At 68.5% G+C, this 20,266-nt stretch carries 17 protein-coding genes; 6 read left to right on the plus strand and 11 right to left on the minus strand.

Going from position 1 to position 20,266, the window contains the following annotated elements; genetic code table 11:
* Window positions 1-7: 7 nt before the first annotated feature.
* Window positions 8-2,050, minus strand: coding sequence for a prolyl oligopeptidase family serine peptidase (locus AC1M2K_RS01195; protein WP_480239520.1), 2,043 nt, complete (start codon window positions 2,048-2,050; stop codon window positions 8-10).
* An 83-nt stretch (window positions 2,051-2,133) separates the two neighbouring features.
* Here AC1M2K_RS01195 and AC1M2K_RS01200 point away from each other — a divergent pair, with 83 nt between their 5' ends.
* Window positions 2,134-3,516, plus strand: a complete 1,383-nt coding sequence (locus AC1M2K_RS01200; protein WP_480239521.1) for a pyridoxal phosphate-dependent decarboxylase family protein — start codon at window positions 2,134-2,136, stop codon at window positions 3,514-3,516.
* A gap of 145 nt (window positions 3,517-3,661) precedes the next feature.
* Window positions 3,662-3,934 (plus strand): DUF2277 domain-containing protein, encoded by a 273-nt coding sequence (locus AC1M2K_RS01205; RefSeq protein WP_480239522.1) that lies wholly within the window; start codon window positions 3,662-3,664, stop codon window positions 3,932-3,934.
* Window positions 3,935-3,963: 29 nt separating this feature from the next.
* Here the strand turns inward: AC1M2K_RS01205 and AC1M2K_RS01210 are convergent, their stop codons facing one another.
* The 4 genes from AC1M2K_RS01210 to AC1M2K_RS01225 all read right to left on the minus strand — a co-directional run bounded on the left by AC1M2K_RS01210 (window position 3,964) and on the right by AC1M2K_RS01225 (window position 7,699).
* Complete coding sequence (locus AC1M2K_RS01210; protein WP_480239523.1) at window positions 3,964-4,263, minus strand: SHOCT domain-containing protein; 300 nt, start codon at window positions 4,261-4,263, stop codon at window positions 3,964-3,966.
* 115 nt (window positions 4,264-4,378) lie between these two features.
* Window positions 4,379-5,044: a response regulator gene (locus tag AC1M2K_RS01215; RefSeq protein ID WP_480237593.1), complete on the minus strand. Its 666-nt coding sequence runs from the start codon at window positions 5,042-5,044 to the stop codon at window positions 4,379-4,381.
* The gene (locus tag AC1M2K_RS01220; protein WP_480239524.1) at window positions 5,041-6,237 is read right to left on the minus strand and encodes a sensor histidine kinase; all 1,197 of its coding nucleotides are present in this window, start codon (window positions 6,235-6,237) and stop codon (window positions 5,041-5,043) included. Before AC1M2K_RS01220 ends, AC1M2K_RS01215 begins: the two co-directional genes overlap by 4 nt.
* Window positions 6,238-6,313: 76 nt before the next feature.
* Window positions 6,314-7,699 (minus strand): M50 family metallopeptidase, encoded by a 1,386-nt coding sequence (locus AC1M2K_RS01225; RefSeq protein ID WP_480239525.1) that lies wholly within the window; start codon window positions 7,697-7,699, stop codon window positions 6,314-6,316.
* A gap of 86 nt (window positions 7,700-7,785) precedes the next feature.
* Between AC1M2K_RS01225 and AC1M2K_RS01230 the strand changes: the two genes are divergently transcribed.
* Window positions 7,786-9,318: a Mur ligase family protein gene (locus tag AC1M2K_RS01230; protein WP_480239526.1), complete on the plus strand. Its 1,533-nt coding sequence runs from the start codon at window positions 7,786-7,788 to the stop codon at window positions 9,316-9,318.
* Here AC1M2K_RS01230 and dxr read toward each other — a convergent pair.
* Both dxr and AC1M2K_RS01240 read right to left on the minus strand, forming a co-directional pair.
* A complete protein-coding gene (gene dxr, locus AC1M2K_RS01235) occupies window positions 9,315-10,397 on the minus strand; it encodes a 1-deoxy-D-xylulose-5-phosphate reductoisomerase (protein WP_480239527.1) in 1,083 nt (360 codons plus the stop codon). The two genes, AC1M2K_RS01230 and dxr, sit on opposite strands and share 4 nt — an antisense overlap.
* 48 nt (window positions 10,398-10,445) lie before the next feature.
* Entirely contained in the window at window positions 10,446-11,420 is a 975-nt protein-coding gene (locus AC1M2K_RS01240) for an FKBP-type peptidyl-prolyl cis-trans isomerase (protein WP_480239528.1), read from the minus strand.
* Between the two features lie 234 nt (window positions 11,421-11,654).
* On the opposite strand from AC1M2K_RS01240, the gene AC1M2K_RS01245 reads away from it, so the two are divergent.
* A complete protein-coding gene (locus tag AC1M2K_RS01245) occupies window positions 11,655-12,335 on the plus strand; it encodes a lysophospholipid acyltransferase family protein (RefSeq protein WP_480240792.1) in 681 nt (226 codons plus the stop codon).
* A 23-nt stretch (window positions 12,336-12,358) separates the two neighbouring features.
* Here the strand turns inward: AC1M2K_RS01245 and AC1M2K_RS01250 are convergent, their stop codons facing one another.
* The gene (locus AC1M2K_RS01250) at window positions 12,359-12,829 is read right to left on the minus strand and encodes an OsmC family protein (protein WP_480240793.1); all 471 of its coding nucleotides are present in this window, start codon (window positions 12,827-12,829) and stop codon (window positions 12,359-12,361) included.
* A 52-nt stretch (window positions 12,830-12,881) separates the two neighbouring features.
* Between AC1M2K_RS01250 and AC1M2K_RS01255 the strand changes: the two genes are divergently transcribed.
* Both AC1M2K_RS01255 and ald read left to right on the plus strand, forming a co-directional pair.
* Window positions 12,882-13,904 carry an asparaginase gene (locus AC1M2K_RS01255; RefSeq protein WP_480237599.1) on the plus strand — a complete coding sequence of 341 codons (1,023 nt, stop codon included), beginning with the start codon at window positions 12,882-12,884 and terminating at the stop codon, window positions 13,902-13,904.
* A gap of 120 nt (window positions 13,905-14,024) precedes the next feature.
* Window positions 14,025-15,137 (plus strand): alanine dehydrogenase, encoded by a 1,113-nt coding sequence (gene ald / locus AC1M2K_RS01260; protein WP_480239529.1) that lies wholly within the window; start codon window positions 14,025-14,027, stop codon window positions 15,135-15,137.
* Window positions 15,138-15,156: 19 nt separating this feature from the next.
* On the opposite strand, the gene AC1M2K_RS01265 is transcribed toward ald, so the two are convergent.
* The 3 genes from AC1M2K_RS01265 to AC1M2K_RS01275 form a co-directional block, all read right to left on the minus strand.
* Window positions 15,157-18,063, minus strand: a complete 2,907-nt coding sequence (locus AC1M2K_RS01265) for an FtsK/SpoIIIE domain-containing protein (RefSeq protein WP_480239530.1) — start codon at window positions 18,061-18,063, stop codon at window positions 15,157-15,159.
* A 91-nt stretch (window positions 18,064-18,154) separates the two neighbouring features.
* Window positions 18,155-18,970, minus strand: coding sequence for a PP2C family protein-serine/threonine phosphatase (locus AC1M2K_RS01270; protein ID WP_480239531.1), 816 nt, complete (start codon window positions 18,968-18,970; stop codon window positions 18,155-18,157).
* Between the two features lie 80 nt (window positions 18,971-19,050).
* Window positions 19,051-20,199 (minus strand): DUF4192 family protein, encoded by a 1,149-nt coding sequence (locus tag AC1M2K_RS01275; protein WP_480239532.1) that lies wholly within the window; start codon window positions 20,197-20,199, stop codon window positions 19,051-19,053.
* Window positions 20,200-20,266: the final 67 nt, after the last annotated feature.

Below are 20,266 nucleotides of genomic sequence, written 5' to 3' on the forward strand. Positions count from 1 at the left end.
GCTGAGATCAGGCCAGACGTTCGGCGAGGAAACGCCAGGCCAGCGCTGACATGCGCGCGGCCTGCGCGTTCGTCGCCGCTCCCCCGTGCCCACCCTCGATGTTCTCGTAATAGGTGACGTCGGCACCCGAGTCGATCAGCTTCGCAGCCATTTTGCGTGCGTGGCCCGGGTGCACCCGATCGTCGCGGGTCGACGTGGTCAGGAGCACGGGCGGGTACTGCTTTCCGTCCTCGACGAGGTGGTACGGCGAGAACGTCTGCAGGTACTCCCACTGGTCGGGATCGTCCGGGTCGCCGTACTCGGCCATCCACGACGCGCCGGCCAGGAGCTTCGAGTACCGCTTCATGTCGAGCAACGGCACCTGGATCACAACGGCGCCGAACAGTTCGGGGTACGCGGTGAGCATGTTGCCGGTGAGCAGACCGCCGTTCGAGCCGCCCTGGACGCCGAGATGGGCGGGCGACGTGACGCCCCTGGCGATGAGGTCGCGGGCGACGGCGGCGAAGTCCTCGTATGCGCGGTGCCTGTTCTCCTTGAGCGCGGCCTGGTGCCAGGTCGGTCCGTATTCGCCACCGCCACGGATGTTCGCAACCGCGTACGCGCCGCCCTGCTCCAGCCAGGCACGGCCGATCGTTCCCGAATAGCCGGGCGTCAGCGAGATCTCAAAACCGCCATAGCCGTACAACAGGGTCGGTGTCGACCCGTCGAAGGCGGCATCCTCCCGGTGGACGAGGAAGTACGGAACCCTCGTGCCGTCCTCGGATTCCGCGAACTGCTGCTCGATCGTCAGCCCGGCCGGGTCGAAGAAGGCGGGCTGAGACTTCAGCGGGATGGGGAGCGCGCCGGCCTGTCCGACCGTCGCGATCGACAGCGTGGTCGGGGTGAGGTAATCGGTGGCCACGACCCAGACGAGGTCGTTCTCGTCCGGGTCGACCGCCGACACCTGGACGGTACCGAACTCGGGCGCGCCGGGGAACTCGCTGCGCTGCCACGCGGCATCCGTCGGTGTGAGCACGCGGATGCGGCTCTTCACATCGTCGAGGACGGTGAGGACGAGCTGGTCGCGAGTCCAGGTCGCGCCGGAGAGCGACGTCGTCGGTGTCGGCTCGAAGACGAGCTCGAACGAGCGGTCGCCCGCGAGGAAACCCTCGAAGTCGGCGGCGAGCAGCGACCCGGCTCGGTAGGTCACGCCGTCCGGTGTCCAGTCGTCGCGGAGTTCGATCAGCAGCCACTGCCTCGAGTACCCGATCTCCGCCGAGTCGGGAACGTCGATGCGTGTGGGGATGCCGTCGACGATGACGAACACCTCTGACGTGTAGAACGTGGTCGCGCGCCAGAAGAAGTCACGGATGTAGCCGGGCGTGTGACTGCGGAACGCGCGCACGGACACATCCGAGACCTCGCCCTCGAACACGGTCTCGGCGGACTCGATCGGTGTCCCCCGCTTCCATCTTCTGGCGGTCCGCGGATAGCCGGACGAGGTCAGCGCCCCCTCGCCGAGCGCTGAGGACAGGAAGACGGTGTCATCGTCGATCCAGCCGAGCCCGCCCTTGGACTCGGGACGGAAGAAGCCGCCCTCCTCCGGCGGCACGAACCGGAACGTCTCGAGGTCGAACTCGCGCGTGACATCCGCATCCGATCCACCGTGGGACAGGTCGATGAGGGCCTTGCGATAGTCGGGCCGGAGAACACTGGCGCCGTGCCAGACCCAGTCTTCGCCCTCTGCGGCGTTCAGTGCGTCGATGTCGAGGACGGTCTCCCAGGCGGGCTGCGGCGAGCGGTATTCGTCGAGCGTCGTCCGCCGCCAGAGGCCGCGCTGGTGCCCGGCATCCGTCCAGAAGTTGTAGTAGAAATCGCCGACCTTCTGGACCAGGGGCAGTTTCGCGTCCGAGTCGAGCACGCCACGAATGGCCTCTTCGGTGCGCTCGAACGCGTCTGAGGCGGCCAGCCCGCCAAGAGTTTCGTCGTTCCGTGCGCGGACCCAGTCGAGGGCCGTCTCGCCGTCGATGTCTTCGAGCCAGAGGTAGGGGTCGTGTTCGTCGACGGTCATGGTCCCAGCCTAGGAGGCGAAGCATCGGGCACGGCGTCGGTGGGGGCTGTTGCGCTGCGGCGATTCAGGTCTACTCTTCGGGTGTGTCTGCGGAATCTCAGGCGTATCGCGCCGCCCTCGACCGGGCTCACGCCCACTCCCTCGAGTGGCTGTCATCGCTGCCCACCCGGCCGATCGCACCGCGATCGACGGTGGACGAGGTGGCTGCCCACACGAGCGGTCCCCTCCCCGACGCACCGACGGATCCCGCCGACGTGGTCGATGAACTCGCCGCACTCGCCGAACCGGGTCTGATGGGGATCCCCTCCGGACGGTTCTACGGCTGGGTGATGGGCGGGACTCTCCCCGCCGCACTCGCAGCCGACTGGATGGTCAGTGCCTGGGACCAGAACACCGGGATGCGGAACGCCACTCCGGCGACCGCCGCGATCGAGGAGGCCGCGGGGCGATGGCTCCTCGACCTGCTCAAGCTCCCCCCGGGTTCAGGGGTGGGATTCACCACGGGCGCGACCGTTGCGAATTTCGTGGGACTCGCCGCCGGGAGGGCCAGCGTCCTCGCCGACGCCGGCTGGGACGTCAACGTCGACGGACTCACCGGCGCGCCTCGGGTGACGGTGCTCGTCGGTGACGAACGGCACACGTCCGTGGACCTGGCCCTTCGCTACCTCGGTCTCGGCTCCCCCACCGCGGTCGCAGCGGACGACCAGGGCAGGCTTCGACCCGACGCGCTCGAGGCTGCGTTCGCCACGGTGGATGGTCCTGTGATCGTCTGTCTCCAGGCCGGCAACCTTCACTCAGGTGCCTTTGATCCGATGCGCGAGGCCATCGAGGTCGCGCACAGGCACGGCGCGTGGGTGCACGTCGACGGTGCGTTCGGTCTCTGGGCCGCGGTCAGCCCGCGATACGACAGTGCTCTCGACGGCTTGGAGTTGGCGGATTCCTGGGCGACTGACGCACACAAGACGCTCAATGTGCCGTATGACTGCGGCCTCGCGATCGTTGCGAAACCGCATCTGCTGCGGTCGGCCTTCGGCGCCCACACCGACTACCTTCTCCACGACGACGCCGTCGGCGATCCTTTCGAGAGAGTGCCGGAGATGTCGCGCCGTGCCCGTGGCATCCCGACCTGGGCAGCGCTGAAGTCACTCGGACGCTCAGGCACCATCGCCCTCGTCGAACGTCTCGCCGCGACAGCGCGTGAACTCGCAGATGGGCTGTCGGCGCTGGACGGAGTCGAGGTGCTCAACGACGTCGTGTTCACCCAGGTCTGCCTCAGTTTCGGCAGCGACGAGCGCACCCGGGCTGTCACCCAGGCACTCATCGCCGACGGCGACGTGTGGATGAGCGGGTCCCGGTGGCAGGGTCGCGACATCCTCAGGATCTCGGTGAGCAACTGGTCGACGGATGCCGCAGACATCGCGACGTCTATCGCGGCCGTCGAGCGCGCGATGGCCGCGACCGTCTGATCCGACCGGCCGGTGCGCGTCCAACAGGAGAAATGTGTGCTCGCGCACGCTCAACAGGATGACGAGCGATTTCTCGGATGACGACTCTGTCGAGCGCGGGAGACAACCTCTTCCGCATCGGCCCAGCGGCGGTTAATCTGGGGCCATGTGCCGAAACATCCATACGCTCCATAATTTCGAGCCGGCCGCCACCGACGATGAGGTGCACGCCGCCGCTCTCCAGTTCGTCCGCAAGGTCAGCGGGTCGACGAAACCGTCGAAGGTCAACGAGGATGCCTTCAACCTCGCGGTCGCCGAGATCGCCCACGTCACGAGGCATCTGCTCGAGGATCTCGTGACGACGGCGCCGCCGAAGGACCGCGATGTCGAGGCTGAGAAGGCCAAGGCCCGTTCGCTGGCGCGGTTCGCCCGCGCGTAACCCGCTGTCGGGTCCGCGCGGGCAAACCCCTAGCGGCCGGAGGGGTTGTTCGTCCTGATCACCTCGAGGCGTGCCCGGTATTCGGTCTCGTCGATGTCGCCCTGCGCGAAGCGTTCGGCCAGGGTGCTCTCAGCGCTTCTGCCCGGGCTGTGCGCAGCGGCCCACGGAGGTGCCGACCGGCGCCAGCGTCGCCCGAGGAAGGCGAAGAGCAGCGCGAACACGAGGATCCAGAAGACCGGGATCAGGAAGAACCACCAGCCGAAGCCTGGCCCCCAGCCCGGGTGCATGGCGACCGTCGCGAGCGCCGGTGATGCGAGTGTGCTGATCATGAAAGTGTCCCTTCGTTCGTCGGTTCCACCGGAACCGTCAGCCCAAGCATCGATGCTGGGCGGCTCGCGGGAATCTGCCGGGGGGACGAATCCGGCGTACTCCGCTCGGACGACGTCAGGCGGTGAAGCCAGGCGCCACGAGTCCGCTTTCGTAGGCGAGCACGACGAGTTGCACCCGGTCACGGGCACCGAGCTTCGTGAGGATGCGGGATACATGCGTCTTCGCGGTGAGCGGGCTGAGGAACAGCCGGGCGCCGATCTCCTCGTTGGAAAGACCCGCGGCGACGAGGACCATCACCTCGCGTTCCCTGTCGGTGAGGGCGTCGAGGAGCTGAGGGGTCACCGTCGAGTGGAGCCGGCCGGAGATCCGCTCCAGGAGCCGCCTGGTCACGCTCGGTGAGAGGAGCGCGTCGCCCGCAGCGGCGATCCTCACCGACCTGATCAGCTCGACCGGTTCCGTGTCTTTCACGAGGAATCCGCTCGCGCCTGCGGCGATCGCCTGGGCGACGTACTCGTCGAGTTCGAAGGTCGTGACGACGACGATCCTGGTTCCGGCGAGCGCCGGGTCCGCCGTGATCTGCTCCGTCGCCCACAGGCCGTCACCGTCAGGCATCCGGATGTCCATCAGCGCGACATCCGGGCGATGCTCCCTGATGCTCGCAACGGCATCCGCCCCTGTCGCCGCCTCGCCGACGACCTCGATGTCGGGTTCGGCCTGGAGCAGCGCACGGAACCCGGCCCGAATGAGCTGCTGGTCGTCCGCGATCACGACACGGATCATGAGGTCCCCGGCAGCGTGGCCGTGACGAGGAATCCCCCGTCGGTGCCGTTCCCCGTGACGAGGGTCCCTCCGAGCAGTTCGGCACGTTCGGTCATCCCGAGGATGCCGTTGCCCGTGTCGCCGCGGAACGGGTCGACCGCTCCCCTGCCGTTGTCGGCGATGGTCAGGCGGATCGTGCCCGCGGTCTCGTCCAGGCGCACCTCCGCCCTGCTGGCCTGGGCGTGGCGAAGCACATTGGTGAGGCTCTCCTGGACGATGCGGAACAGCGCGAGCTGGACGGCAGCGGACGGCACGCTGTCGAGGTTCGCCGTGTACTCGACGTCGAGTCCCTGCGCGCGCATGGACTCGACGATGTCAGGGATCCTGGCGAGGTCGGGCTGTGGCGCGAGCGACGCCGCGTCGACGCTGTCTGCCCGGAGGAACGCGAGCACTCCCCTGACTTCGTCGAGTGCCGTCTTGCTCGCCGACTTGATGTTCGCGAGCGCTTCACGGGCCCGCTCGGGCTCGGTGTCCATGAGGTGGAGACCGACACCAGCCTGCACGTTGATCTGCGAGAGCGAATGCGCGAGCACGTCGTGCAGTTCGCGGGCGATCCGCATCCGCTCGGCCTGCTCGACCGACTGGCGGTGCTCGACGGCCCTGCGCCTGGCTTCGCCGATCCGGTCGCGGCGCTGGCGAACTCGTTCGGCGACGGCGAGCAGCAGGGCGATCCCCGCCGTCGCCACGGCGATCCGAACCGGATGCCAGTCGGTGCCGAGAAGGGACCCCATCGTCACTGCGGCGACCCAGCCGACGGCGACGGAGCTGTAGACCCAGACGCGCGCACCCCGAACGATGCCGAGCACGATGGCGAAGGCGAAGGCCAGGTACGGCGGGCCGAACTCGGGTGGCAGGAGAAGGTCGGCGACGGCAGCCGCGGTCACGACGGCCGCCACGAGGCCGGGGAATCGGCGGGCGCCGAGCAGCGCGATCGGCCCTGCTGCCGCGACGGCGATGCTCAGGGCGGCGAGAGCACCCGTCGTGTCGGGCTCGGTCCGCCAGAGAAAAAAGGCCGTCGGGGGCACCTGCACGAGAAAGGAGAGCAGGACGGGAAGCCAGAGCCGAGCGGCGGGCGGCAGCCCACGGAACGGCGGCCGACCGCCCCACCGGGCAAACGGGTCGCCGTGTTCAGGGTCGACCGCCGCGGGGAGCATCCCTCAAGAGTAGTGAGAAGTTCACGGACCGCCATCCACCGCCCGGCGTCTGGGACTACTCCTTGCGGAGTACGGCTCAGCCGAAGAGGCTGACCGGCTTCACAATGTCGGCGAAGATCAGCAGCGCGCTCATGCCTCCGAGCACGATGACGACGACGAAGGTGAGGGGCATCAGCTTCGCCGCGTCGACCGGCCCGGGGTCTGGACGGTTGAACAGACGGGCGAACCCGCGACGGATCGCTTCCCAGAGAGCTGCGGCGACGTGTCCACCGTCGAGAGGGAGAAGGGGAACGAGGTTGAAGACGAACAGCGCGATGTTCAGCGAGCCGAGGATGCCGAGGACGGTCTGGACCTTGCTGGCGACGGGGACCTCTTCGAGGCTCACCACCTCGCCGGCGATCCGGCCGACACCGACGACGCTGATCGGGCCGTTCGGGTCGCGTTCCCCCGGGCCGAACGCGGCGTTCGCGATGCCGATCAGACGGTCGGGCAGATTGAGGATCATGTTCGCGACGCTGCCGATGTTCTCCCCGACGGCGGGCAGGACCGCGGTCGCGGGCTCCGGCACCAACGCCTGCTGCGATCCGATGCCGACGAACCCGACGTCCTCGGTGACCTGGTCGCCCGAGGCATCCGTCACCGGCTTGCCTTCTGCGTCGAGGACGTATCGTTCGGTGAGCAGGGGGGTGAGGACGATGGTGCTCTCAGCACCGTCGCGCGAGATCACGACGGTGAGATCCCGGCCCGGTGACGTCCGGATGATCTCGGTGGCATCGGTCCAGGAACCGACGGCGGTTCCGTCGATCGAGAGGATGGTGTCGCCGGGTTTCAGGCCTGCTGCCGCCCCTGGGGCGAGCGGGTCGTCGTCGGCGCAGGTCGTCTGCTCGCTCGTGGCGGGAAGGACGCACTCGCTCACGGTCGCGACGGTGGTCGTGGACTGCGGGACGCCGAACCCCATCAGCACGATCGCGAACAGCACGATCGCCAGGAGCAGGTTCATGGTCGGTCCGCCGAGCATGATGATGATGCGCTTCCAGACCGGAAGCCGGTAGAACGTGCGGTCGTCTTCTCCGTCGCCGACGGTGTCTGCGCTGGCCTCCCTGGCATCCTGCACAAGGGTGCGGAAGAACCCGTCACCGCGGGACTCGGATTTCGCCGGACGCTCGTTGCTGAGGGTCTGAAGGAAACCGGTCGTCGACTCGCGTGCCGTTCCGTCCTTCGCCGGCGGATACATCCCGATCATGGAGATGTAGCCCCCGAGCGGGATGGCCTTGATGCCGTACTCGGTGTCACCCTTCTTCTTCGACCAGAGGGTCTTGCCGAACCCGATCATGTACTGCGTGACCTTGACGCCGAACAGCTTCGCGGGCACGAGGTGACCGATTTCGTGCAGGCCGATCGACACGGCGATCCCGACCAGAATGATCAGGATGCCGAGGATGTACAGAAGGGCGGATTCCACGCTGCTCACGATACAGCGCGGCTCTGTACGGTTGCTGTCGGCCGGCTGTGAGGGATGCTCCGTTCCCCCTGTGAGAACATGGGGCTGTGCGCCCCGAACACCCCAGACCCACGTCCCTCGCCGCCTTCGCGGACCGATTCTCGCTGGCTCTGCACGAAGAGCTGCCGGCGGTGACCCTCACCGGTATCACCATGGACTCGAGAGACGTCCGGCCCGGTGACCTCTACGTCGGCGTGCCTGGGGTGACGTTCCACGGGGCGTCGTTCGCGCGCGATGCGGTCGCGAGGGGCGCTGTCGCGATCCTCACGGATGCCGAGGGCCTCGTCGCTGCGACCGGGTCAGGTGTACCTGTGCTCGCGACCGTCGAGTCGCCGCGCCTCGTCATCGGGGCGATGGCCGCCTGGCTCTATGGCACAGACACGAACGCTCCCCCGGTGTTCGGCATGACCGGCACGAACGGCAAGACCTCCACCGCACATTTCCTCGACTCGATCCTGCGGCAGCTGGGCAAGACGACAGGACTCAGTTCGACCGCTGAACGCCGGATCGGACGGGAGGTGGTCGCCAGTTCGCTGACGACTCCTGAGTCGCCCGAATTGCACGCCCTCCTCGCCCGGATGCAGGAGTCCGGCGTCGAAGCCGCGATCATCGAGGTCAGCGCGCACGCCCTCACCCGGCACCGCGTCGACGGCCTCGTCTTCGATGTCGCCGCCTTCACCAACCTCAGCCAGGACCACCTCGACGACTACGCGAGCATGGACGACTACTTCGCCGCGAAGCTCTCCCTCTTCACCCCCGAACACGCCAAGCGCGCCGTCGTGTCGCTCGACACTCCTGCCGGCCTCACAGTCGCGGCACGGGCCGGGATCCCGGTGACCACGATCACTTCCCTCCCCGGGACCGCGGCCGACTGGACCGTGAGGATCGACGAAGAGGACCCGTCCTTCACGTCGTTCACGCTCATCCGGGATGCGGACCGGGCGGAGATCTCGACGCGGGTGCCCGTGATCGGCAGGCACATGGCCGCCAACGGCGGGCTCGCGATCGCCATGCTCGTCGAGTCCGGCATCGCCCTCGCCGAAATCGATTCGGCACTGCGTCGCGACGGCGGGATCACCGCACACCTCCCCGGCCGGGCCGTGCAGGTGCCTGTCGTCGACGGGCCGGCGGTGTACGTCGACTCCGGACACACCCCTGATGCCTTCGCCAAAACCCTCGAAGCCGTGCGCCACCTCACCAGGGGGCGCGTGATCATGATCGCCGGGGCCAACGGTGACCGCGACCAGCTCAAGCGCCCGGAGATGGGCAGGGAAGCCGCCCTCGGCAGCGACCTGCTCATCATCACCGATCACCAGCCCCGCTCCGAAGACCCCGCCCTCATCCGTGAAGCGGTGCTCGATGGGGCCCGCGCGGCCAAACCAGGCGGGGACATCCGCGAGATCGCCGCACCTGAGGAGGCCATCAGGGCCGCCGTGCGCGAGGCGACGGCCGCTGACACGATCCTCTGGGCCGGACTGGCCGAGAAGGAGTACCGCGAGGTCGCCGGGGTCAAGGTGCCGTTCTCGGTGCTCGACGAGACTCGGGCCGCGCTGGCCGAGGCGGGCTGGACCGCCGCTTAGACCGCTGCGATCACGCGGTCGGCGTGGGCGCGCGCCTCACGCTCGGCGTCGGCGAGGCTGGCGAGGCTGAGTTCGCCCTGCTGTTCGTGCTCTTCGACGACCCGACTGACCGTGTCGACGATGTCGAGGAAGCCGATCCTGCCCTCGTGGAAGGCGGCGACGGCCTGTTCGTTCGCGGCGTTGAACACGGCTGGGTACGTTCCGCCCGCGCGGCCGACCGTCTTGGCGAGGTCGACGGCGGGGAAAGCCGTCGAGTCGAGAGGCTCGAACGTCCAGCTCTGCTGTGCAGTCCAGTCGAGCGGCCGCCCCACACCGGCGACGCGGTTCGGCCAATCGAGGCCGAGCGAGATCGGCAGCCGCATGTCAGGCGGCGACGCCTGGGCGAGTGTCGAACCGTCGATGAACTCGACCATGGAGTGCACGATCGACTGCGGGTGCACGACCACGTCGATGCGCTCGTATGGCACGTCGAAGAGCAGGTGCGCCTCGATCACTTCGAGCCCCTTGTTGACGAGGGTGGCCGAGTTGGTCGTCACGACGGGTCCCATGTTCCAGGTGGGGTGGGCCAGCGCCTCGGCAGGCGTGACCTTCGCCAGCGACTGGCGGGTCCTCCCCCGGAACGGGCCACCGGATGCCGTCAGGACGAGGCGGCGGACCTCACGGCTGGTCCCTGCCCTGAGGGCCTGGGCGATGGCGGAGTGTTCGGAATCGACGGGGACGATCTGACCGGGCTTCGCGACGCGGGTGACGAGGTCGCCGCCGACGATGAGCGACTCCTTGTTCGCGAGCGCGAGCGTCCTGCCGGTCTCGAGCGCGGCCAGGGTGGGGCCGAGACCGACGGAGCCGGTGATGCCGTTGAGGACGACATCCGCCTCGACAGCCCGGACGAGCTGCTCGCACTCGGCGGCACCGATCGCGGTGTCGTCGACCGAGAACTCGGCAGCCTGTTCGGCGAGGAGTTCCCTGTTCGCGTTCGCGGACAGCCCCACCACCTCGAATCGGGTGGGATTGGCCCTGATGACATCCAGGGCCTGGGTTCCGATCGAGCCGGTTGATCCAAGAATGAGAACGCGACGCACCCCGTCAGCTTAGCCGCGGCATCCGGTTCGCCACCGGGACAGCCCGGACTACCGGGTGGTGGCGAGGATGTCGACGACGAAGACGAGCGTGTCGGTGCCTTCGATGCCCGCGTCGGGCTGGCCGGCCTCACCGTAGCCCTCGGCGGGCGGGACGACGACGATAACCTGCGACCCGACGGCCTGGCCGACAAGCGCCTTGGAGAAGCCGGGAACGACGCCTGTCGTCTGGAAACTGGCCGGGGACTTGCCCCAGCTCTGGTCGAAGACCTCGCCGGTGCGCCAGTTGGTGCCCTGGTACTGGACCGCGACGGTGTCGCCCTCGACGACGAGTTCGCCGTCACCCTGCTTCAGGGTGGCGAGCTGCAGTTCGGCAGGCGCGTCACCTTCGGGAAGGGTGACGGTCGGCTTGCCGTTCTTCGCCAGTTCGACGGTGGGCAGGCCGGCGACAGGCTCCTGGTCGACGCCGGTGGCCTTTTCAGGCATGATGCTCAGCACGTCGGCGACGAGCAGAAGCGAATCGGTGCCTGCAACGCCTGCGTCGGTGGAGCCTGCGTCGCCGAAGCCGTCAGCAGGCGCCACAACGGTGACGACCCGTGATCCGACGTTGACGCACTCGATCGTCCTGACGATGCCCGGCAGGATGCCGGTCGTGTCGTCGACGACGATCTGCTGCGGGCCGAGTCCGTCGTACCTGGTCTGTGCGAGCTGGTCGCCGCTGGTCGCGTTGAACAGGGTCAGTTCGACGGCGACGCTGTCTGCCGGCTGGACTTCGTCCCCGTCGCCCTCGATGACGATCTGTCGTTCGGAACTCTTCACACTCAGCGGTGCCGTGAAGTCGACGGTCGGCTTGGCGCCGAAATCGCCGGTCACTTTCACGGAGTCGACCGCAGCGCCGCTCTTCGTGTCTTCGCAACTGAGCGCCGCCGGTTCTTCGGTCGACGCCGGCTCAGGGGTAGAGCAGCCCGACAGCACGAGCGCGGACGCTGCAGCGGCAACGAGGAGAAGAGGAAGGGAAGTGCGCACAGAGAATCGCTTTCACAGAGGAGTGGGAGAAGGCCAGTCTGCCTCACGAGCCCTCGAATTACCTGCGAACGGCCTCAACGCGCACCGGCAATCGCACGGCCGATACCCCATGCGCAAGGAGGAATACGACAGGCACTACTCTCATCCTTTGTGTCAAACAGCGAAATCACCGTCGATGAGCGTGGCGAAACTGCCTCGCCCGGGCTGGTCTATCACCTCGGCCGCGCGGTGCTCATGCCGATCGTCCGCCTCGTCTACCGGCCCAGGATCCTCGGCCGTTCGAACGTTCCGGCATCCGGTCGGGTCATCCTCGCCAGCAACCACCTGTCGTTCATCGACAGCATCGCGATCCCGGTCGTCGCACCGCGTCGGGTACAGTTCCTGGCGAAGTCCAGCTATTTCGACGGGTCGGGCCTGAAGGGCTGGGTCTCCCGCACCTTCTTCACGTCGATCGGCGCTGTCGCCGTCGAACGCGGCGCAGGCGCTGCCGCACAGGAAGCCCTCGATGCGGGCAAACGCATTCTCGAGACCGAGAGCGCGTTCGCCATCTACCCCGAGGGCACACGCTCGCTCGACGGCCGGCTGTACAAAGGCCGCACCGGTGTGGCCTGGCTTGCCCTCTCCACCGGCTCGCCCGTCGTTCCCGTCGGACTCATCGGGACGGATGAACTCATGCCGGTCGGAAGCACCGTTCCGCGGCTGAAGCGGGTCACCGTCGTCTTCGGCGAACCCATCGACCTCAGCCACCATGGTGCCGCGACGAGCGGCAGGGCCAGGCGAGCGGCCACGGACGAGATCATGAACGCCATCCACGCGCTCACCGACCAGGAACGCGCGGATTCCTACAACGAGACTCCCCCTGCGGACACGATGGAGAAGCTCAAACGCGCCGTCTTCCAGCGCGAGCGCCTCTGACGCCCTGAGGCATCCGATCGCCGTCAGGCGACGACGATCTCCGGTTCGTGGCGCACCGGGAAGTTCACCGAGTTCGCGATGAAGCAGAGCTCGTTGGCCCTGCCGTGCGCGGCGAGGGCGGCATCCACCATGGACGCGTCGGCAACAGTGACCCTGGGGCGGAGGACCACCTCGGTGAACGCGCCACCGCCCTTCCCGTCCTCGACCATGGTTCCGTTCGCGTCGTCTTCGTACGCGGTCACGACGACGCCGACGGTCACGGCGACGTGGAGGTAGGAGAGCAGGTGGCACTGGGCGAGGGCGGCGAGGAGCAGTTCCTCGGGGTTCCACCTGGCCGGGTCTCCCCGAAACGGTTTGTCGGCCGACCCTTCGAGCGGATGCTTCCCCTCGGCGGTGACGACGAGCTCCCGACTGTAGTCGCGGTAGCCGCTTGTGCCCGTGCCGCGGTTGCCGTGCCACTCGACAGCGACGGTGTACTCGTGTTCGCCCAACAACATGAGCCCAGTTTGTCATGCCGCCGCTCGGATCAGCGGCTAGCCTTGTCCGGTGACTACTGCACCTGACCTTGTCGAGACTTTCACCACGGCGAGCGCCGTCGAACTCGCGGTCGTCACCCGCAGCGGTTTCGTCGAGTCCAGGCACTCCGGATCGGCGATCGTGCTCGACCAGCACGCCGACGTGATCCGCTCGCTCGGGAACACCGCCGCACCCGTCTACGGCCGTTCCTCGCTGAAACCGTTCCAGGCGATCGCGGTCATGAACGCCGGCGTCGGCCTGCGCGGTGCGGCCGCCGTGCTCGCCACGGCGAGCCACGCGGGCACGCAGCGCCACGTCTCCGTCGTCAGAAGCATCCTCGCCCAGGCCGGGCTGACCGAGATCGCGCTGCAATGCCCGGCGGACTGGCCGCTCGACGCGACCGCGCGCGACGAACTCGTCCGCGACAACGGCGGAGCTTCGCCCATCTACATGAACTGTTCGGGCAAGCATGCGGCCATGCTGCTCGCCTGCGTCACCAACGGCTGGCCGATCGAGACCTACCTCGAGAACGACCACCCGATGCAGGTCCAGGTCCGGGACGTTCTCGAGCGTTTCACCGGCGAACGCCCCGTCCACACCGGCGTCGACGGCTGCGGCACACCGGTTCAGGCGTTGTCGCTCGCCGGTCTCGCCCGCGGGATCGGTCGCATCCGCACTTCATCGCCCACGTCCCCGTTCGCGATCTACCGCAACGCCGGCATCCTCTGCCAGGCCGTGCTCGAGAACGGCTGGGCGATCGACGGGGCGGGTCGCGCCAACACCGTCGTCATCGACCGGCTCGGCGTGTTCGCAAAGCTCGGGGCCGAAGGCGTCATGGTGATGGCAGCCCCTGACGGAACAACCGTCGCCCTGAAGATGCTCGACGGCAGCCTCCGCGCCGCGACTCTCGTCGGCCTCAGCCTGCTCGTGGACGCCGGCGCGCTCGAGCGTGACGTCGTCGACTCGGTGCTGCCCGACCTCAGACTGTCGGTCACAGGCGGGGACCGCACCGTCGGGGAGATTCGCGTCTCCCCGCTGCTCGAACTCTCCTGACTCGATAGGCTGGTGGCGGGCATCCGTGCCCGCTGACAGTGCTGTCGCGACTCCTACAGGGGTGCGAAGCATTCCCCTGTGTGCCGTCCCCATCCGGAACGGCACGGAATAAGGAGCACCATGAGAGTCGCCGTCCCCCGCGAAGTCAAGAACAACGAATTCCGCGTGGCCATCACGCCCGCAGGAGTCCACGAACTCACCGTTCACGGCCACGAGGTCTTCATCGAGACCGGTGCAGGCGCCGGATCCTCGATCCCCGACGACGCCTATGCCGCAGCAGGTGCGACGATCCTTCCGGATGCCGAGACCACGTGGGCGCGCGCCGAACTGCTCCTCAAGGTGAAGGAGCCGATAGCCGCCGAGTACGGGCACTTCCGCGAAGGCCTCGTCCTGTTCACGTACCTCCACCTCGCCGCCGAGCCCGACCTGACGCGGGCACTGATCGACTCGGGCGTGACCGCCATCGCCTACGAGACCGTTCAGCTGCCGAACCGCTCGCTCCCCCTCCTCGCCCCGATGAGCGAGGTGGCCGGACGGCTGGCCACGATCGTCGGCGCGAACACCATGCTCAAGCCGAACGGCGGCCCCGGTCTCCTCGTCCCCGGCGTCCCTGGAACCTCTCCCGCCCGGGTCACGGTGCTCGGCGGAGGTGTCGCAGGCACGAACGCCGCTGCCGTCGCTGTCGGTCTCGGCGCTGACGTCACCGTGCTCGACACCAACATCGCCAGGCTCCGCGAACTCGACGCCCTCTACGCGGGCCGGATCAAGACGATTGCCAGCAACGCGTTCGAGATCGAGCACTCGCTCGTGAGCGCCGACCTCGTCATCGGTTCCGTCCTGATCGCCGGAGCGCAGACGCCGAAGCTCGTCAGCAACGCGCTCGTGGCGAAGATGAAGCCGGGCAGTGTGCTCGTGGACATCTCCGTCGACCAGGGCGGCTGCTTCGAGGACTCCCACCCGACCACCCACGCCGACCCGACGTTCACGGTGCACGGCTCCGTGTTCTATTGCGTCGGGAACATGCCGGGTGCCGTCCCGCACACGTCGACATACGCGCTGACGAACGCGACCCTCCCCTATGTCCGTGCGATCGCGAACGCCGGGTGGAAGAGTGCCCTGGCCGCGGATCCCGCTCTCGCCCTCGGCCTCAACGTGCACGGCGGTTCCGTGTACAGCGCACCGGTCGCTTCGGCCCACGGTCTCAGCCACGAGGAGACGTCACCACTGGGCTGAGCGACCCGTCCGGCATCCGTCATCTGCGACCCGACACCGGGTCCAGGCTCACTCGCGTCACCTCCCCGCCCGGCGAGCAGGACCAGGCCCGCCCCTGCACCCGGTCCAGCAGGGGTGGACGTGACCTGATCCGCGTGATGGTGCGGAATTCGGCAGGTGAACAGCCGTCGACGATGATCCTGGCGTTCTCGCGCAATGCGGTGAGGAGCGACCAGTGCGCCTGCCACTGGTCGCTGTCGCCGACGATGACGACCGCTCCTCCTCCGGGCCGGCGGACCTCGGCGACGGTGATCCGTCCGGAAGCGACGTCGGCGAGGGCGGCCACGCGGACGGGCACCTTGGACGGATCGGCGGAGTTCTCCGCGAGGATCTCCTCGACCCTTCGCGCGGGTGCGCTCGACACGACCAGGCTGATGGCGCTGCCCCGCCAGTCGACGGGCGCCACGGTGCGACTCGCGGCGTGGCGGGGCGGACCAGGCTGGACTTCAGGTGCGCACAGTTGGACGGAGACACCCCGCCAGAGGGCGCTGCCGGCGCGACGGCCCTCGACCCAGCCCGCACTCTCGCCGCCCGCGAGCAGGTGCTCCTGCCGGTTGGCGGTGCCCAGCAGCACGGTGGACCCGACGAACCCTCCCAGAGCACCGGTCGGCCCGGCCAGTCGCTGCATCGTGATCGCCAGCCACACCGACCTCCGGGGGCCGTCCCGCAGCAGGGCAAGAATCCCGTCGCGGAGTTCGACGGCGTCGTCGGGGTCGATGCCGGCGAGGAGGGAGTCGAGGTCGTCGACGAGGAGGAGCAGATCGCCCGCATCCGCGGTTCGGGTGGGCAAATCTGCGGCGAGCGAATGGATCACGTCCCAGGCCAGCTCGGCGTCAGACCCGATCCGTTCGACCAGGAACGAGCCGATGCGAGCGGCCTCAGCCTCGATCGTGTCGAGGAGGGTGGTTTTCCCCGTGCGAGCCCTTCCAATCACGAGGAGACTGCCGTCGACTCCCGGATGCCACACGGCGGTGTCCTGTCGCTGCTCGGCCGGGTGGTCGGCGAGACCGAGGCGGATGCCGTCCCCCGCCACGGCGAGGCTTCCCCGCTCCACACGCGCAGGAAGCGGGTCGAGCCACGGCCGTCGCCGCTCAGCCGGAGGCGGCCAGCGCCCCGCTGCCCGGTGAAGGTCACGCTCCGAGGTCGACGCCACCTGGACGGTGACGGTGCCGTCTTGCGCGGCGAGCGAAAGCCTGCCCGGGATCGTCGCGGGCAGGAATGCCGCGTCGTCCGTGCCGAGGACGGCGGTGCTGTCAGCGCGGTTCGTGACCCGCAGCGACATCCGGAGTCCGCAGTTGGCGAGCAAGGAGTCCCTCACAACCCCCGCAGGACGCTGGGTGCAGAGGACGAGGTGCATGCCCAGCGACCTTCCGCGGGCCGCGACGTCGACGAAGAGAGCATGGAGGTCCGGGTAGCCGTCGAGCATCGCGGCGAACTCGTCGACCACGATGACCAGGCGGGGCAGTGACGGCAGAGCCGCGATGTCCCTGGCGCCGGCGTCGCGCAGGCGACGTTCCCTGAAGCGCACTTCGGCACGAAGGCTTTCGAGAGCCCTCGCCGCCGAGACGGCGTCGAGGTCTGTGACCACGCCCACCACGTGCGGAAGGCGACGCAGCGGATCGAAGGCAGCGCCTCCCTTGAAGTCGACGAGCAACAGCGTCACGACGTCGGGCGGGTGTCGATCGGCCAGGCTGGTGACCCAGGTGACGAGCAATTCGCTTTTGCCGCTGCCCGTCGTGCCTCCGACGATCGCATGGGGGCCGTGCGCAACGAGGTCGACGAGCACTGCACTCCGGCCGGAACTGCCGATCACCGCAGACAGGGACGCGGTCGAGGAGGGCGGCGGCGCGTCGACGGACGCCTCGGCGAGCCCGATCGACAGTGGCAGGGCGTCGCCGGCCGTCCCTGCGCCGGCGTGGCGGGCATGGTCGGCGAGTTCCTCGGCGAACCGGGCGGCCTCGGCCTCTGACACGAGGTCGACGATGACCTCGGTCGTGTCTGGCCGCCCGGCAGCGGTCGTCCGGTGAAGCAGCGCCGTCGCGACCCCGGTGAACTCGATGAGGTGGGAGCAGCGCGTGGGGATCAGGTCGAGACGGTCGGCGAGGACGAGCAGGACCTCGGCCCGGTCGGCGGCGCCGATCGGCCCCGCAGCAGCAGACCTCTCAACGACCCGCACGCTCGTGGCCGCCGTCCGTGCGCTGCGGTGCGGAAGTGGACGGGTCCAGTCCCAGCCGTCCGGCACGTCGACGACGGCGAGATCATCGGGGCCGGCGGCGGTGCACAGTTGGACGAGCAGCCCCCTGGCGAATGCGCGCGTGACGACGGCTGGTCCGACGATTCCGATCCCCGCCGAGGCGTCGATGCCGACCGGGACATCGGAGACTCGGGCGGCCAGCCGTTTCACCCTCGCCGTGTCGTTTCCGGGCGGTCCGTCGATACGGACGCCGCTCGGCTGCTCGCCGTAACCGACGACGACGATGGTCTTGCGGTCGTCCGGAGCACGCCAGCGGCCGAATCCAGCTGCGCCGGACGGCTCCACCGCGGCGTCGAGGACGAGGCGCGCTCCCCTGGCGGCAGCCCGCCTGGACCGGCGCTCGTCAGCGTGTCTCTCGCCCACGAGAGTCGTGAGCCTGGCGAGTTCCAACCCGTAGGCGGTCGTCTCAGCACGGAGCCGACGACGGGTGGACCAGCGGTTGTCCACAACGCCCGCGATGGCGACGACCGGACCGAGCGCGGCGAACGCGAGGACGAACGGCGAGCGCGTGAACGACCAGATGACGACGGATGCCACGACAGGGGCGAGACTCGCCACGATCGGGAACGGCGACCCCGCGCCCGCGACCGGTTCGGCCGGAACGGTGATCGGCTCGTCGATGGGCTCGTGCATTCACCCAGCACAGCAGGTGCGCGGACGTTCCAACCGAATCGACTGTGCCGGTGGAAGCGCGTGTGACGTGGCCGCCCCGGTGGAGGACCGGTCAGTCGAGAACGGCGGTCTCGCTGTTGTCGATAAGGAGTTCGTCGAGGACGATGGCGCTGACATTGTCGCGCCCGCCGTTTTCGAGAGCCGCATCGACGAGGCTCCTGACGGCATCCTCAGGGGACGCGGCCTGCATGAGGAAATGACGCAGGCCGAAGTCGGTGAGTTCCTTGGTCAGCCCGTCTGAGCAGACCAGCCAGCGCGCCCGGTCGGTCGACAGGATGTCGGTGTAGTCGGGAAGCGGGTCGTCCGAGAACCCGACGGCGCGGGTGATCACGTTGCCGTGCGGGTGGGATTCGGCTTCGTCAGGAGTGATCGCGCCGATCGAGATCAGTTCCTGGACCACCGAGTGGTCGAGCGTCACCTGGATAAGTTCGTCGCCGAGCAGCCGGTACACGCGCGAGTCGCCGATGTTGAAGACCGTCCACGCCGGGACGTCGGCCTCAGGGCCTGTGAATCCGAAGACAATCCCGGTCACGGTGGTCCCTGTGCCGAGATCCGACTTGCCGACCTGCTCGAGCATGTCACCCACGGCCGCACGGAGCGCGGTTTCGACGGCATCCCTGTCGACGGTCTCCCCCGAGGCAACGCGTTCCGCAAGGCGGGCGATCACTGCGGCGCTGGCGACTTCGCCCGCGTCGTGTCCGCCCATTCCATCGGCGACGGCGAAGATCGGGTAGTCGACGATCAGGGCGTCCTGGTTGACCTGGCGTTTGCGGCCGGTGTCGGTGACCGAGGCCCACGACAGTTCCAGTGCCAGTCCGCCGGGCACGTCGACAACACGCGAATCGGTACTCACGTTGATGCCGGTCACGCAATCGTCCTTTCGGAGCCCCCACGGTGCAGAGCCGTTGCGTCGATAATACCGGCGATGCGGATGTGGCGCGTCGCGGCTTACCGTCCGGCGGTGATTGCGACGCCGTTTGTGGCATCCGGTGGCACCTCCCACGCCCAGTCGGGGAGGCGGCCGGACTGGAGCATCAGGTCGAGCAATTCGGCCAGCCCGTATACGCTGTCCACCGCACGCGCCTGGTCGACCCAGCGGCCGGCGATTGTGCCTGCGCCGAGCGCCCAGTGGCACCACGCGATCATGGTGAGCAGGGGCGGTGTCGCCCGCCTCGGGACACGAGCTGCGGTGTGGCGGAGCAGCCGGATCGCCGACCGGAGCCGTCCTGGATCGGGCCGGGGCATCCCGAATCCGCCGAGGGCCATTGCCCCAGGCAGGTCGCTGATGTCTTCGCCCCGGTCATGCCTGTCGTTCATCTCCATGACCCTGACCCCGAACCCGGCTCCCCATGCCCAGGTGAGCAGGACTTCGTCGCGGACCGCAGGGGCCTGAACGACGAACGCCAGAAGCGCGGCGTCACGGGCAGTCGGATCGCCCACGCCGACCAGCCGGTCTGCGAGGTCGACGACGTCTCCGGAGAAGTTCTCGTCGAACAGCAGTGCGGGGGCGAGCTCAGGAGAGCCCCTGAGCCCGTCGAGCTCGGTGTACCGCTTCGCCGTCATTTCCCTCGATTCGAAATCCGCCGTCGGCAGGGTGGATTCGGCATCGACGTCCACGAGTTCTGTGCGCTCGACGTTGTCCGCGAGCGTCCGGTGGGCCGGCGAGGTGGTGATGAGCGCCAGGGGTCGCCCGGCGCGAGGGCATTCGTCGTCGAGGTAACTCCCCCAGCCGTCGGCGGCGACGCACAGGGCGTCGCGGACCAGGAAGCCGCAGTCCCGTGCGCGATCCAGCACGCTACGGACGACGGCGTCGCGCGGCATCCCCTCGCCGGTCGCGAATGAGTCGTCCGTGTAGACGACGGGTACGAGGGCGTCGACGTCGGGGATGCGGCAGATCATTCCGAGCATCGTGTTCGCCGCCCGTCGACGGACCGCAGGCGACGACGCCTCCGACGGCAGGTCGCAACGGAGGGCCCCGCAGGTCCTGTTGCCCCGAAACGCCACGAGGACGATGCTCTCCCCCGGCCGGAAGCCGGTCAGGTGCGGGACGAGGGCGAGGAAATCCTGGGCGTCATGAGTTCGGATGATCGTGGTCATGCCCGGGAGTCTGCTCCCCCGGTGCCCGGTCGCCGACCGGTGGCCCTCCGCTGTGGAGAACCGACCG

The organism is Mycetocola sp. Y171 (assembly GCF_056713165.1).

Coding starts and splice junctions, on each gene's coding strand:
- AC1M2K_RS01275 (WP_480239532.1), bottom strand. CDS start 20,199: ATGACCACGATCATCCGAACTCATGACGCCCAGGATTTCCTCGCCCTC.
- AC1M2K_RS01210 (WP_480239523.1), bottom strand. CDS start 4,263: ATGATCAGCACACTCGCATCACCGGCGCTCGCGACGGTCGCCATGCAC.
- AC1M2K_RS01195 (WP_480239520.1), bottom strand. CDS start 2,050: ATGACCGTCGACGAACACGACCCCTACCTCTGGCTCGAAGACATCGAC.
- ald (WP_480239529.1), top strand. CDS start 14,025: ATGAGAGTCGCCGTCCCCCGCGAAGTCAAGAACAACGAATTCCGCGTG.
- AC1M2K_RS01215 (WP_480237593.1), bottom strand. CDS start 5,044: ATGATCCGTGTCGTGATCGCGGACGACCAGCAGCTCATTCGGGCCGGG.
- AC1M2K_RS01220 (WP_480239524.1), bottom strand. CDS start 6,237: ATGCTCCCCGCGGCGGTCGACCCTGAACACGGCGACCCGTTTGCCCGG.
- AC1M2K_RS01265 (WP_480239530.1), bottom strand. CDS start 18,063: ATGCACGAGCCCATCGACGAGCCGATCACCGTTCCGGCCGAACCGGTC.
- AC1M2K_RS01205 (WP_480239522.1), top strand. CDS start 3,662: ATGTGCCGAAACATCCATACGCTCCATAATTTCGAGCCGGCCGCCACC.
- AC1M2K_RS01245 (WP_480240792.1), top strand. CDS start 11,655: ATGCCGATCGTCCGCCTCGTCTACCGGCCCAGGATCCTCGGCCGTTCG.